We start from the raw sequence: 13,839 nt of genomic DNA on the forward strand, positions 1-13,839 counted from the left end.
GCCTGGCCGCAGGACGGCTCCTCGGTGACACCCGCAGGGCATGAGAGCGGCGGGGCGGCGGCGTCCGTTCGCTAGGGGACGCGAGTGTCGAGGAGATGCTGCGTGATCTCGGCCAGGGCGTCGTGGCGGGCGGCATCCGCGGCGAGACGTCCCGCCGCCGCCCGATAGGAGGGGTTGGCCAGGACGGCATCCACCGCCCGGGCGACGTCGGCAGGCGCCGGGGTCCCCGTCCGCAGGTCGATGCCCGCGCCCGTCCACCCGACGCGCGCCGCGACCTCCGGCTTGTCCTCCGTGTCGCCGGCCACGACGACCGGAACGCCCGCAGCGAGAGCCGCCTGCACTCCCCCGAACCCGCCGTTCGTGACGAAGACGTCCGTGCGCGGCAGCAGAGCGTCGTAGGGCAGATAGCTCGCGGCCCGTGCGTTCACCGGTAGCGGGCCGAGATCCTCGACGGCGCGTCCGCCGGCGCTGACGACCACGACCACCGGGCGGTCGGCCAGCGCCGCCAGGGTCGAGCCGACCAGGCGGCCGAAGTCGTGGTTGTCGATCGTGCCCTGCGTGACGTGGACGACGGCCTCCGCCGCGTCGAGATCGCCCCACCAGGAGGGCACGGGCACGTCGGATCCCGCCTGCGGCAGGACGCCGACGAAGTGCGTGTTCGCGGCGAGATCGGGGCGCGGATACTCCAGGCTCGCCGGCCCGGTCTGCAGAAATCGATCGAACCGCCGCGACAGATCCATGACGAATCCGTGCGGTCGCGTGCCGCAAGCGGCGAGCGCCCGCACGGCGGCCCGCTGCGTGGGACGGAACACGAGTCGACGCGCGACGACATCGAGGGCCGCGTACCGGGCGCGGTCGAGCGCTCCCCGTGCGGGCGGGAGCGCCATCCCGTACGGTCCGAGCGCGCGCGACGACTGCGACAGAGGGGTGACCCCCAGAGCGAGCACCGGCGGCCTCGCCTGACCCCGATCGAGGACCGGCAGGATCCCGGCAAAGGCACCGTCGACGAGCACGGCGTCCGGACGGGTCGCGTCGATCGCGGCATCCACCGCCGCGTACTGGTCGGGGATCGTGTCGATGAAGATCGTCCGGATGTCGTACTGCGCCTGCCGCACCCCGGAATACTTCGTCCTGTCGGGGAGGTGGAGGTCGGGGCGACGGTCGTCGTAGTCGGCCGCGCCGCCGAGGGGGACGGAAAGCCACACCCGCGGCCTCGACTCGCTCCCGGAACCGCGTGCCGGTGACCATCGTCACGTCGTGCCCCTCGTGCACGAGATGGCCCGCGACCTGCAGCATCGGGCCGACATGACCATGAATGGGGTTCGACGCGAGGAGGAGAGTCGCCATGAGCGGATCCATTTCGTTAGATTTGGACTCTAACGATAGTGGAAGGATGCCATGCCCCCGCGCCCCTATTCCTCCCCCGCCCGCCAGGCGGAGGCGCAGCGTACGCGCGCGGCCATCCTCGACGCGGCGGCGCAGCTCTTCGCCCGAGACGGGTACACCCGCACGACCATGAAGGACGTCGCGGTGACCGCCGGGGTGTCGGTGCAGTCGGTCCACCTCGCGGGGGCGAAAGCGGCCCTGCTCGTGGCGGCCTTCGAGCGGACGTTCGCCGGCGACGATGGCCCCCACAGCCTCGCGGAGCGTCCGGCGATCGCCGAGATCATGGCGCAGCCAGACACGCAGGATGCCGTGCGCGGATGGCTGGACTACGTCGCGGAGGCCAACCGGGCCACCGCCGGGATCGTTCGCGCCATGGCCGTGGCCGCGGAGACCGACGAGCTCGCCGCGGCGGCCATCGCCGACCTCGACACCCGGCGGCGCGCGGACCTCGGCCTCGCTGCCGCGTGGATGAGTCAGCGCGGCCTGCTCGACCCGCGGGACCGCGACCAGGCTGCGGACGAACTCAATCACCTCGTCGGCCCCGAGACCTACGCGTTCTTCGTCACCAAATCGGGGTGGACCGACGACCGCTACCGCGCGTGGCTCGAGACCGCGCTGCGCGGACTGTGGGCCCGGTGGGCGCAGGACCGCACGCCCGGGTGAGTCGCACGTCAGACGTCGGTGCTGCGATGCAGCTTGACCGTCAGCGAGTCCACGAGCACCGCGATGCGGTCATCGGCGGCCCAGCGGCGCGCGAGGCGGGCGAGAACGGCATCCAACTCCTCCTGCTCCAGACCCGACATCAACTGCAGGTGGACGACCAGCTCGGGGCCGCGGAGGCGACCCGTCGGGTCGCCCGGCTGGACGGCCAGGTCGAGGACCGCGAGCTCGCCGGAGATGCTCTCCTGCAGCCCCGTGAACACGGCCGGGGCCACATGGGCAGGCTCCCACGACTCGCCCTGCGCGATCGCCCACACAGCCGGGCGGCGCAGCACGAACTCCGTGTCGGAGGTCGGGTCGATCACGATCAGTTCGGTGTCCTCGGAGGCCGCGGCGAGGGCCGTCCGACGACCGTCGGCCGGGACGGGGCGTGCCGTCGCATCCCAGCGCTGCATCGCCGCGACGGAACTGAACACGGGCAGCACTTTGCGGCCGTCGGGCGCGGCGACCGTGACGATGGAGAGCTCCTGGGTCTTGTCGACCTCGAGCCCGTGCGGTCCGATGCCGTGGTCGCCCTTCTCCGCGACAAGCGGGATGAGCAGACGCGCGGTGCGGTAGGCCTCGACGACGTCGGTCGCGTCACCGGTCCCCGCGGAGAACGCCTCGAGCGCGGCGAGCAGCGCCGGGTCCGCGGAGCCGTCGTCGCCCGAGTGCGGGTTCGCCTCGAAACGCCGACCCTCCCAGGGGACGCCGGCCGAATCGGCGCGCGGACCGCCGTGATGCGGACCGTGGCCGTGGGGATCGTCAGTGTCCGGCGACATCCAGCGCCTCGGCCAGGGTGAACTGGCCCGCGTAGAGCGCCTTGCCCACGATCGCACCCTCGACACCGAGCGGCACGAGCTCGCGGAGCGCGGCGATGTCGTCGAGGCTCGACACGCCGCCCGACGCCACGATGGGCTTGGGAGTGCGCTGGGTGAGTTCGCGGAGCAGCTCCAGGTTCGGGCCGCGGAGCGTGCCGTCCTTCGTGACGTCCGTTACGACGTAGCGGCTGCAGCCGGCGTCCTCGAGTCGCTCCAGGACCGTCCACAGGTCGCCGCCGTCACGTGTCCAGCCGCGGGCGGCGAGCGTCGTGCCGCGCACGTCGAGGCCCACCGCGATGGCCTCGCCGTAGCGGTTGATGACGTCGGCGGCCCACTCCGGGTTCTCCAGAGCGGCGGTCCCGAGGTTGATGCGCGTCGCGCCGCTCTCGAGCGCGGCTTCGAGCGAACGGTCGTCACGGATGCCACCGGACAGCTCGACCTGCACGCCCTTGACCTGCTTGATGACCTTCCGCATCACGGCGGTGTTGTTGCCGCGACCGAAGGCGGCATCGAGATCGACGAGGTGGATCCAGGCCGCGCCCTGGCGCGCGAAGTCCAGGGCGGCATCCACGGGGTCGCCGTAGCTGGTCTCGGTGCCGGCCTCTCCCTGGGTCAGTCGGACGGCCTTGCCGTCGGCCACGTCGACCGCGGGGAGAAGGACAAGCTCGGGCGTGGACGCGAAATCGTTCATGGCTCCTCGTGCCGGCAGGCGCCTCTCGCCAGCCCCGGGCACGAGGTCACACAGTAGTCGCGCGCAGCCCGTCGATCCAATTCGCGAGGAGCCGGATGCCGGCTTCGCCCGACTTCTCGGGGTGGAACTGCGTCGCCGCGAGCGGACCGTTCTCGACCGCCGCGAGGAACGGCGCGCCGTACGTGCACCACGTGAGCACGGGCTCGGGGAACGGAGGTGTCACCTCGAGCGACCACTCCTGCGCCGCGTACGAGTGCACGAAGTAGAACCGCTCGTCGGCGATGCCGTCGAACAGTCGCGAACCCTCACCGGCGGAGACCGTGTTCCAGCCCATGTGAGGAAGCACGGGGGCCGAGAGCTCGGCCACGGTTCCCGGCCACTCCCCCAGTCCTTCGGTGTCGGTGCCGCGCTCGATACCGCGGCCGAACATGACCTGCATGCCGACGCAGATACCGAGCACCGGTCGGCCACCCGCGAGGCGCCGGTCGATGATCTCGCCGCCACGGCTGGCGTTGAGAGCTCCCATGACCGCACTGAACGCCCCGACACCGGGGACGAGGAGTCCGTCGGCGTCGAGGAGCAGCGAGCGGTCGGATGTCAGACGCGCGTCGGCTCCGGCCTCGATGAGCGCCTTGACCGCCGAGTGGACGTTGCCCGAACCGTAGTCGAGGACGGCGACGACGGGCTTGCTCACAGCGCGCCCTTCGTGCTCGGGATGCCGTCGACGAGCGGATCGAGAGCCTTGGCCTGGCGGAACGCACGAGCGAGCGCCTTGTACTCGGCCTCGGCGATGTGGTGCGGGTCGCGGCCCCCGAGGACGCGGACGTGCACGGTGAGGGCCGCGTGGATCGAGATCGCCTCGAACGAGTGGCGCACGAGCGACCCGGTGAAGTGGCCGCCGATGAGGTGGTGCTCGAAGCCGACCGGCTCGCCGGTGTGGACGAGGTATGGGCGGCCGCTGATGTCGACCACGGCCTGTGCGAGCGCCTCGTCGAGCGGGACGAGCGCGTCGCCGTAGCGCGCGATGCCGGACTTGTCGCCGAGCGCCTGACGGATCGCCTGACCGAGGACGATCGAGGTGTCCTCCACGGTGTGGTGCGCGTCGATGTGGGTGTCGCCCGTGGACGTCACACGCAGATCGGTGAGCGAGTGCTTCGCGAACGCCGTGAGCATGTGGTCGAAGAACGGCACACTCGTCGAGATCTCGCTCGCACCGGTGCCGTCGAGGTCCAGCGACAGCTCCACCCGCGACTCGCTCGTCTCGCGGACGATCGTGGCGGTGCGGGGCGTGACGGGGCCGGTCATGCTCGCGATCCTACCGAGGCCAGGGCGTCCAGGAACGCGGTGGTCTCGTCCGCCGTCCCCGCGGTGACCCGGAGGTGGTGAGGGATGCCGACATCGCGGATGAGAACACCGCGGTCGTACAGCGCCTTCCACGTCGCCGCGGGGTCGTCGACGCCGCCGAACAGCACGAAGTTCGTCCACGACTCGTGCGCGACGTAGCCCAAGGCCGCCACCGTGGCCGAGATGCGATCGCGCTGGGCCACGATCTCGTCGACCATGGACAGCATCGTCTCGGCGTGGCCGAGCGCAGCGGTCGCCGCCGCCTGCGTGAGGGCGCTCAGGTGGTACGGCAGGCGCACGAGGCGCAGCGCGTCGATCAGCGCCGGATCCGCGGCGAGGTAGCCCACGCGAGCGCCGGCGAAGGCGAAGGCCTTGCTCATGGTGCGTGAGACGACGAGACGCGGACGGCCCGGCAGGAGCGTCACCGCGGACGGCGCATCGTGCGGCGCGAACTCGTGGTACGCCTCATCGACGATCACGATGCCGTCGGTCACGGCGTAGACCGCCTCGATGACGTCGAGGCCGAGCGGTGTTCCCGTCGGGTTGTTGGGCGCGCAGAGGAAGACGATGTCGGGGCTCTCGCGCACCACCTGCTCGGCGGCGAACGCCGGGCTCAACGTGTAGTCGTGCTCGCGCTCGACCGCGACCCATTCCGCGCCGGTGGCGCGGGTCAGGATGGGGTACATCGAGTAGGTCGGGGTGAAGCCCAGTGCGCGTCGGCCCGGACCCCCGAACGCCTGCAGGATGTGCTGCAGGACTTCGTTGGAGCCGTTGGCCGCCCAGATCTGCTCGCGCGTCAGCCCGTTACCGAGGTAGTCGGCGAACGCCTCTCGGAGTCCGGTGAACTCACGGTCGGGGTACCGATTGACGTCGCGCAGCGCCCGGGCGACGGCATCCAGGATGTCGTCGGCCACCTCGGCGGGAACCGGATGCGTGTTCTCGTTCACGTTGAGAGCGACGGGAAGCGCAGCCTGGGGTGCTCCATAAGGAGTCATGCCCCGCAGGTCGTCGCGAAGAGGCAGGTCATCGAGGCGAACGGTCACCTCACCCATCGTAGGCGGCTCCGCACCCGGGGATCACCGACTCGGGGCGTACTCCGCGGGGATCGCGATGCGCTGGCCGGCGGTGACGGACCCGTTCTCGAGTGCGTTCAGCCGGGTGATCTCCGCCACCACGTCGCGGGGATCGGCACCCGGCGCGACGTCCTCGGCGATCGACCACAGGGTCTCGCCGCTCATGACGGTGATCTCGGTGAACGCGCCCGCCGGCGCGCCCGACTCGTTGGAGGCGAGAGCCGCGCCCCCGCCGACGACGGCGATGGCTAGCGCGACGACCACGGGCAGCGCGGCCAGGAAGGCGAACACGCGGCGCCCGCGCGCGGTCAGCCGCAGGCGGGTCGTGGGGGTGGTGACGGCAATGCTGCTCATGGTGTGCTCCTCAGTGGGGAGAGATTCGCACCCCGCCCTCGGCCGGGAGGGCGGTGGTGCGAATCTGTATTCCGAATCTATCTTCGATACTGTGAGAGTGTCAACACCGGGGTTCTCGGAGACCGATCGAACGCGACACGCGGAGCGCTCCGCCTCGTTCGAGTGATCCACCGGATACGGTTTCGACGAGGAGACCTCACCACGGACCTCCGACATTCGAATTTCCGCCGCATCGGAAGCGCGGCGCGAGGGGAGCACACATGACCGACGCGACGACCGCAGCCGGCCGCGAACGGCCGCAGACCCGGCGCCGGAAGAGCCTCAGCGACAAGCAGCTCGCGATCCTCGAGGTGATCCAGCGCTCGATCGCGCGGCACGGCTATCCGCCGAGCATGCGCGAGATCGGCGATGCCGTGGGGCTCAAGTCGCTCTCGAGCGTCACCCACCAGCTCAACCAGCTCGAGCTGAGCGGCTACCTGCGCCGCGACCCCGGGAAGACGCGCGCGATGGAGGTGCTGATCGACCTGCCCGGCACGGCCGCCGAGAACCCCGCCGACACCGCACCCGCCGTGGGCGACGCCGCCCTCGTGCCCCTCGTCGGGCGGATCGCCGCGGGCGTCCCCATCACCGCGGACCAGCAGGTCGAGGAGATCTTCCCGCTCCCCCGCCAGCTCGTCGGCAAGGGCGAGCTGTTCATGCTCAAGGTGTCCGGCGACTCGATGATCGACGCGGCGATCTGCGACGGCGACTGGGTCGTCGTCCGTGCGCAGTCGACCGCGGAGAACGGCGAGATCGTCGCGGCCATGCTCGACGGCGAGGCGACCGTCAAGACGTTCCGCCGCCGCGACGGCCACACGTGGCTGCTCCCCCGCAACTCCGCGTTCGAGCCGATCCTGGGAGACGAAGCCGTCGTCCTCGGGCGCGTGGTCGCGGTGCTGCGCACGGTCTGACGTCGGTACGACGATCCGGAAGGCCGGATGCCCCCTCGAGGCGGCATCCGGCCTTCGTGGTTCCCGGGGGCGCTTGTCCACAGGCCCGTCTCCGCCCCGGGCGAGCGGCCCCTAACATGACAGGACACCTCGAGAGAGCGAGTCCCGTGTCGTCGAACACCCCCGCCGCAGATCCCCCGCCCTCCGAACCGTCCGCCGGCGCCTCGGTACCGGCATCCCCCGCACCCGACCTTCCCGCCGGGCCGCCACACCCCGCACCCGAGCTCCCGACCGCAGCCGCACCGGACCCGGCCGCCGTTCCCGCACCCGCGGCGCCGAACGGTGAACCCTCGTCGACGGCACGGGCGCGGCGCCCGCAGACGGGCGTCGTGGTCCTGTCCGTCCTGCTCTTCGTCGTGGTGGTCGCCGGAGGATTCGGTTTCTTCTGGGTGGTGACGCAGCTGGAAGAGGCGCGGACGCAGATCCAGGATCAGCAGCAGAAGATCACCGATCAGCAGCAGCGCCTCGACGAGCAGCAGGAGATGATCGACCGCAAGGAACAGTTCGGTGCCGCGATGGACGACCTGTACGCGACGGTCGACCCGCTCGTGGGGCTTCCCTACTCCACCGTCGTCCCGTGGGACCGCGTCGAGAACCTCGCCGAGAGCGCGTGGAACCACCGCCGCAACGCCACCGGTCTCGGTCAGGACGTCGAGGTGCTGAAGGAGCTGACGACGGAGATCTCCGAACAGTCCGCGGGTGTAGCAGATCAGGCGGCGTCGAACGCGTCGGGCACCGCGTGGGAGGCCACGCTCGACAGCCTCGGACGGGGCTGGGTGTCCACCGTCTTCGACGACACGACACCCTGCGGCGCCACGGCCCTGGCGTGCGTCACGAGCACCGACCCCTTCACCGTCCACGTGCGGGCCGGCACACGAACGGATCCGACGATGACGGACTGGATCCGCACCGGTGCGGCGTACCACGAATACGCCCACGTCCTGCAGTTCACCAACCCGGGTCCGACGGATGCCGCCCTCGCGTCCTTCGGGGGCGACGTCGAGACGATGGCCGACTGCTACGCGCTGACGTTCCTCGACGGCTGGTCTCTCGACCACGAGGTGTCGATCGACGAGTACTCCTACTACGAGGTCAGCATCGGATACGGCTACACGTGCGATGCGGCCCAACGCCAGGTCATCCGCGATTGGGTGGGACGCCTGGGCGTGACGCGCCAGACCGTCGGCGGCTGAGCCGGAGCGGTCCGGCCGCCCCGGAGTCCGGCCCCCGACGCGGACCGCCCCCGGGATGTCGGACCCGATCCGTAGGGTGGATGTCATGCCCCAGACGCTCCCCTATGGATCCTGGCCCTCGCCGCTGACGCCCGAGGCCGTGTCGCAGTCCTCGCCGCGAGTGGACGGTGCCCGCTTCGTCGGCGACGAGGTGTGGTGGGGCGAGTCCGTCCCCAGCGAAGGCGGACGCGTCGCGGTCCGGCGACGCCGCGCCGACGGTTCCGTCGAGACCGTCCTCCCCGCACCGGCGAACGCGCGTTCGTCCGTGCACGAGTACGGCGGCGGCGCCTGGAGCGCATCCGACGCCGGTGAGCTCTTCTACGTCGAGAAGACCGACCAACGGGTCTACGCCCTGACCCCGGGAGGCTCCGCGCGGGCTCTGACGCCCGAGAGCGGCGACGCGCGCCACGGCGGACTCACCTGGCAGCACGGCGTGCTGCTCGCCATCCGTGAGACCCACGGGCGCGGCCGTGTGCCGACCCGCGCCATCGTCCGGATCCCGCTCGACGGTTCCGAGTCGGTCGTCCTCGCGGACGGGAGCGACTTCCTCGCCCACCCGGCGCTCTCCCCGGACGGTCGTCGCCTGGCGTGGATCGCCTGGAACCACCCCGACATGCCGTGGGATGCGACGGCCCTCCGCGTCCGCAGTCTGGACACCGGTGAGACGCTCGACCTCACGACGGGCGGACGACGCGCGCCCCTGCAGCCGGTGTGGATCGGCGACGACGAACTGCTCTACGCCGATGACCCCGACGGACGCTGGAACCTCTATCGGCGCGCACTCGACGGCGAACCGCAGCCCGTCGCCCCGGTCGACGCCGACACGGGCGGGCCGATCTGGATCCTCGGGACGCGGTGGTACGGCGCCACCACGGACGGTCGCATCGTCGCGGTGCGCACCGGCGGGGGCGACGAGGTGGTCGAGATCGCGCCGAGCGGCGTCCGCCCGACGGGGGTCCCGGCTGTGGCCGGCGCGGCCGTCGACGACGTCCGCGGGTCGCGCGCCCTGATCTCCGGCACGACCGCGACCGGGAGCGCGGGCCTGTGGTCGCTCGACCTCGACACCGGCGCGATCGACCTCGTCACGGGGGGCGCCGGTTCCTGGGGACCCGAATGGATGCCATCCGCCCGCGCCCTCACCACCGAGGGCCCGCACGGCCCGGTGCACGCCTTCGCCTACCCGCCCACGCACCCCGATGCCGTCGCTCCCGAGGGCGAGCGGCCGCCGTACGTCGTCTTCGTCCACGGCGGTCCGACCTCCCACGTCGGCCCGGCGCCCGCGGCGAAGACGGCCTTCTTCACGAGCCGCGGCATCGGCGTCCTGGACGTCAACTACGGCGGCTCGACCGGCTACGGCCGCGCGTACCGTGAGCGTCTCCTCGGCCAGTGGGGCGTCGTGGACGTCGACGACGTGGCGGCAGCGGCATCCGCTCTCGCCTCCGCGGGTCTCGCCGACCCCGAACGTCTCGCGATCGAGGGCGGGTCCGCGGGCGGGTGGACCGTTCTCGCGGCCGTGACGAACACCGATGTGTTCTCGGCCGGCATCTCGCGGTACGGCGTGGGGGACGCCCGCGCCCTCGCCGAGGACACCCACGACTTCGAGGCCCGATACCTGGATGGCCTCATCGGCCCGCTGCCCGACGCCGAAGCCGTCTACGTCGACCGCTCTCCGCTGTCGCACCCCGAACGCTTCCGCGTGCCGCTCCTGATCCTGCAGGGCTCGGAAGACCGGGTGGTGCCCCCGTCCCAGGCCGAGGCCATCCGCGACTCCCTCGCGGCGCACGGCATCCCGCACGCCTACGTCCTGTACGAGGGCGAGGGGCACGGCTTCCGCCGGGCCGAGACCGTCGTGGACTCCCTCAGCCGCGAACTCGGGTTCCTGGGCGCCGTGTTCGGGTTCGAGACGCCCGGGATCGCTCCGGTGTCGCTGGGCTGAGACCCGCACCGAGTACGCGAAGACGCCCCGCCGGTGCGGCGGGGCGTCTTCGGGGAACGTGCGTCAGCCGGCGAACGGCGCGAGCTCGGCGGCGAGGCGAGCCCCGACGTGCGCGTGCAGGAACGTGCCCTGCTCGCGGTGCTCCTGCGCGACGATGAGGCCGGTTTCGTGCACCGCCGACACGAGGTCGCCGCGGTCGTAGGGCACGACCGCCTGGACCTCGACGGCGGGCAGCGGCAGCGCCGCCTCGATGGCGGCGCGGAGCTCGGCGATGCCCTCGCCCGTGCGCGACGACACGAACAGCGCGGCCGGCGCGAGCCCGCGCAGCACGAGCCGGTCATCCGGGCTCAACAGGTCGGCCTTGTTGAACACCACGATCTCGTGACCGAAATCGGCATCCACGTCGCCCATGACGTCGCGCACCGTCGACAGCTGCGCGGCGGGGTCGGGGTGCGACCCGTCCACGACGTGCAGGATGACGTCGGCGCCGCCGACCTCCTCCAGCGTCGACCGGAACGCCTCGACGAGCTGGTGCGGCAGGTTCCGCACGAAGCCCACGGTGTCGGTCAGCGTGTACACGCGGCCGTCCGTGGTCTCGGAGCGGCGGACGGTGGCATCCAGGGTCGCGAACAGGGCGTTCTCGACGAGGACACCGGCGCTGGTCAGCCGGTTCAGCAGGCTCGACTTGCCGGCGTTGGTGTACCCGGCGATGGCGACGGACGGGATCGTGTGGCGCTTGCGCTCGGCGCGCTTCGCCTCGCGGGCGGGCGCGAAGTCCCGGAGCTGCTTGCGCAGCTGGGCCATGCGCGTGCGGATGCGGCGACGATCGAGCTCGATCTTCGTCTCACCGGGACCGCGCGATCCCATGCCCGCGCCGCCGGCGCCGACCTGTCCACCGGCCTGCCGCGACATCGAGTCACCCCAGCCGCGCAGGCGCGGGAGCAGGTACTCGAGCTGCGCGAGTTCGACCTGCGCCTTGCCCTCGCGGCTCTTGGCGTGCTGGCTGAAGATGTCGAGGATCACCGTGGTGCGGTCGATGACCTTCACCTTGACGACGTCCTCCAGGGCGCGTCGCTGGCTGGGGGCGAGTTCCGTATCGGCGATGACGGTGTCCGCGCCGACCGCCGCGACGATGTCGCGCAGCTCCTCCGCCTTGCCGCGGCCGACGTACGTCGCGGGGTCGGGGTGCGGACGGCGCTGCAGCACGCCGTCGAGCACGACCGCGCCGGCGGTCTCGGCCAGGGCGGCCAGCTCGCGGAGGGAGTTCTCGGCATCCGTCTGCTCCCCCTGGGGGTGGACGCCGACGAGCACGACGTTCTCCAGGCGCAGCTGGCGGTACTCGACCTCGGTGACGTCCTCGAGCTCGGTGGAGAGACCGGGGACACGCCGCAGCGCGGCGCGCTCCTCGCGATCCCACTGATCTCCGTCGCTCGATCCGCCGTACGCCGTCGAGGCATCCTGAAGGGCTTGCGCCGCCCCGAAGACCCGGACCCCCCGGTGCGCATCGGCGCGCGCGAGCACGCGGTCGACCGGGTCCACCGGCGACTCGTCGGTGCTCGGGGGTGTGGTCTGTTCGGTCATGTGTTCCTTTCGGCCGCGGGCTGTGCCGCGGCATCCTCGCACTTTAGTCGCCCCCGCGTCGGAGGCTCCGGTCCGGTACGCTTCCCGCATGGGGAGCGACCACTATTTCAGCGCGTCGCCGTCGAGTCCCGAACAGTTCCGCCGCCTCCGCGTCACCCTCGCCGGGCGTGAGCTCGAAGTCGTGACCGCCGGCGGCGTGTTCAGCCCCGACCGACTGGATGCCGGCACCTCGGTGCTGCTGGCCAACACCCCCGCTCCGCCCGCCGGTGGGGACTTCCTCGACCTGGGGAGCGGGTGGGGGCCGATCACGCTGAGCCTCGCCCTGGATGCGCCGCACGCCACGATCTGGGCGGTCGACGTCAACGAGCGAGCTCTCGACCTCGTGAGGCAGAACGCGGAGCGCCTCGGCCTCACCAATGTCAACGCCGCCCGCCCCGAGGATGTTCCCGAGGGCATCTCGTTCCGCACGATCCGCTCGAACCCCCCGATCCGGGTGGGCAAGAACGAACTGCACGGCATGCTCGAGCACTGGATCCCGCGCCTCGAGGAGCGCTCGGACGGATGGTTCGTCGTGCAGAGGAACCTCGGATCCGACTCGCTCCAGCGGTGGCTCGCCGCCACTTTCACGACCGGTTTCTCGATCCACCGCGCCGCGACCGGCCGCGGCTACCGCGTGTTGAGGGTCCGCCGCCACGGCTCACCGCCGAGCGAGCCGATCGACATCATCACCGACGGGGTCTGAGCCCCCGGCTCCGAAGGCCCTCAGGCGAGCGCGACCTCGCCGGTGAAGACGAGGGATGCCGGTCCGGAGAGGAACACGTGCCCCTCGGCGACGCGGACGCCCAGTGTTCCGCCCCGCGTCTCGACGATCCACGAGTCGGGCGCGGCCGGCCCCGCCCAGTGGCGCACGGCCAGCGCCGCGGCGGCGACGCCGGTGCCGCAGCTCAGCGTCTCCCCGACGCCGCGCTCGAACACCCGCATGCTGATCGCCCCCACCCCGTCCCGCACGAGCGGGTCGGCGGGGACCACGAACTCGACGTTCGCGCCGCGGGCCGGCGCCGGGTCGAGCACCGGCTGGTAGGCCAGCTCGAGCCCGTCGAGCTCGTTCTCCGACGAGAGGGCGACGACGACGTGAGGGTTGCCGACGTCGATCCCGACGCCCGGGCGCGCCACCGGCAGCCCCTTGGCACGCACGAGGACCTCGCCCGGCTCGATACGGAACTCGCCCAGGTCGACCTCGAAGCCGCGATCGCTGCGCGTCAGCGTCTTGACGCCCGCGCGGGTGCCGATGCGGAGACCGCCGGAGATGTCGGCGAGCCCGGTGTCGGTCAGGTAGCGGGCGAAGACCCGCGTGCCGTTGCCGCACATCTCCGCCTTCGACCCGTCGGCGTTGCGGTAGTCCATGAACCACTCCGCGCCCGAGGCCGTGGCATCCGCTCCCTCATCGATCGCGGACGAACGCACGACGCGTAGCAGGCCGTCCGCGCCGATGCCGAAGTGGCGGTCGCAGAGGATCGCGACCTGCTCGTCGGAGAGGTCGAGTTCGCCGTCGGGGTCGGACACGACCGGTGAAAGGGACGGCGGGCAACGTCAGCGTGCGTGTCGACGGAGGGATCGCGATCACCGCGACCGGCGTCGTGTTCGCACAGGCGACCGCCGACGACGTGTCGGTCGTCGACCGTGACGGGCGGGTCGTGGTTCGTTCGCTCGCGCCCAGCTCGGAACTCGGGCTG

At 71.7% G+C, this 13,839-nt stretch carries 15 protein-coding genes; 6 read left to right on the forward strand and 9 right to left on the reverse strand.

Features of this window, described 5'->3' with window-relative positions:
- Window positions 1–71: 71 nt before the first annotated feature.
- A complete protein-coding gene (locus I5G_RS21870) occupies window positions 72–1,205 on the reverse strand; it encodes a glycosyltransferase (RefSeq protein ID WP_083896618.1) in 1,134 nt (377 codons plus the stop codon).
- 193 nt (window positions 1,206–1,398) lie between these two features.
- Between I5G_RS21870 and I5G_RS21875 the strand changes: the two genes are divergently transcribed.
- Window positions 1,399–2,049, forward strand: a complete 651-nt coding sequence (locus I5G_RS21875) for a TetR/AcrR family transcriptional regulator (RefSeq protein WP_022879025.1) — start codon at window positions 1,399–1,401, stop codon at window positions 2,047–2,049.
- An 8-nt stretch (window positions 2,050–2,057) separates the two neighbouring features.
- Here the strand turns inward: I5G_RS21875 and I5G_RS10550 are convergent, their stop codons facing one another.
- From I5G_RS10550 to I5G_RS10575, 6 genes are read right to left on the reverse strand one after another with little or no spacing between them, the layout of a single operon-like run.
- Window positions 2,058–2,867, reverse strand: coding sequence for an SseB family protein (locus I5G_RS10550; RefSeq protein WP_022879026.1), 810 nt, complete (start codon window positions 2,865–2,867; stop codon window positions 2,058–2,060).
- Window positions 2,851–3,597 (reverse strand): bifunctional 1-(5-phosphoribosyl)-5-((5-phosphoribosylamino)methylideneamino)imidazole-4-carboxamide isomerase/phosphoribosylanthranilate isomerase PriA, encoded by a 747-nt coding sequence (priA, locus tag I5G_RS10555; RefSeq protein WP_022879027.1) that lies wholly within the window; start codon window positions 3,595–3,597, stop codon window positions 2,851–2,853. The genes I5G_RS10550 and priA overlap by 17 nt, the downstream gene beginning before the upstream one ends.
- Window positions 3,598–3,643: 46 nt before the next feature.
- Window positions 3,644–4,291 (reverse strand): imidazole glycerol phosphate synthase subunit HisH, encoded by a 648-nt coding sequence (gene hisH / locus I5G_RS10560; protein ID WP_022879028.1) that lies wholly within the window; start codon window positions 4,289–4,291, stop codon window positions 3,644–3,646.
- On the reverse strand, window positions 4,288–4,902 hold the full coding sequence (gene hisB / locus I5G_RS10565; protein WP_022879029.1) for an imidazoleglycerol-phosphate dehydratase HisB: 615 nt from the start codon (window positions 4,900–4,902) through the stop codon (window positions 4,288–4,290). The genes hisH and hisB overlap by 4 nt, the downstream gene beginning before the upstream one ends.
- A complete protein-coding gene (locus tag I5G_RS10570) occupies window positions 4,899–5,993 on the reverse strand; it encodes a histidinol-phosphate transaminase (protein ID WP_022879030.1) in 1,095 nt (364 codons plus the stop codon). The genes hisB and I5G_RS10570 overlap by 4 nt, the downstream gene beginning before the upstream one ends.
- Before the next feature lie 24 nt (window positions 5,994–6,017).
- Window positions 6,018–6,368, reverse strand: coding sequence for a LysM peptidoglycan-binding domain-containing protein (locus I5G_RS10575; protein ID WP_022879031.1), 351 nt, complete (start codon window positions 6,366–6,368; stop codon window positions 6,018–6,020).
- 260 nt (window positions 6,369–6,628) lie between these two features.
- Here I5G_RS10575 and lexA point away from each other — a divergent pair, with 260 nt between their 5' ends.
- From lexA to I5G_RS10590, 3 genes are all read left to right on the forward strand, one after another.
- Window positions 6,629–7,318 carry a transcriptional repressor LexA gene (lexA, locus tag I5G_RS10580; protein WP_022879032.1) on the forward strand — a complete coding sequence of 230 codons (690 nt, stop codon included), beginning with the start codon at window positions 6,629–6,631 and terminating at the stop codon, window positions 7,316–7,318.
- Window positions 7,319–7,686: 368 nt separating this feature from the next.
- Entirely contained in the window at window positions 7,687–8,550 is an 864-nt protein-coding gene (locus I5G_RS10585) for a hypothetical protein (protein ID WP_022879033.1), read from the forward strand.
- 85 nt (window positions 8,551–8,635) lie between these two features.
- A complete protein-coding gene (locus tag I5G_RS10590) occupies window positions 8,636–10,525 on the forward strand; it encodes a prolyl oligopeptidase family serine peptidase (RefSeq protein WP_022879034.1) in 1,890 nt (629 codons plus the stop codon).
- A 63-nt stretch (window positions 10,526–10,588) separates the two neighbouring features.
- On the opposite strand, the gene hflX is transcribed toward I5G_RS10590, so the two are convergent.
- Window positions 10,589–12,106, reverse strand: a complete 1,518-nt coding sequence (hflX, locus tag I5G_RS10595) for a GTPase HflX (RefSeq protein WP_022879035.1) — start codon at window positions 12,104–12,106, stop codon at window positions 10,589–10,591.
- Between the two features lie 88 nt (window positions 12,107–12,194).
- On the opposite strand from hflX, the gene I5G_RS10600 reads away from it, so the two are divergent.
- Window positions 12,195–12,848, forward strand: a complete 654-nt coding sequence (locus I5G_RS10600) for a class I SAM-dependent methyltransferase (RefSeq protein ID WP_022879036.1) — start codon at window positions 12,195–12,197, stop codon at window positions 12,846–12,848.
- A 20-nt stretch (window positions 12,849–12,868) separates the two neighbouring features.
- Here I5G_RS10600 and dapF read toward each other — a convergent pair whose 3' ends face one another.
- Window positions 12,869–13,669 carry a diaminopimelate epimerase gene (gene dapF, locus I5G_RS21880; protein WP_022879037.1) on the reverse strand — a complete coding sequence of 267 codons (801 nt, stop codon included), beginning with the start codon at window positions 13,667–13,669 and terminating at the stop codon, window positions 12,869–12,871.
- A 32-nt stretch (window positions 13,670–13,701) separates the two neighbouring features.
- On the opposite strand from dapF, the gene I5G_RS21885 reads away from it, so the two are divergent.
- Window positions 13,702–13,839, forward strand: a 138-nt coding sequence (locus I5G_RS21885) for a class II aldolase/adducin family protein (RefSeq protein WP_239642528.1), incomplete at its 3' end; no start/stop codon positions are given.

This window comes from Microbacterium sp. B19 (assembly GCF_000333395.1).
Taxonomy (GTDB): Bacteria; Actinomycetota; Actinomycetes; order Actinomycetales; family Microbacteriaceae; genus Microbacterium.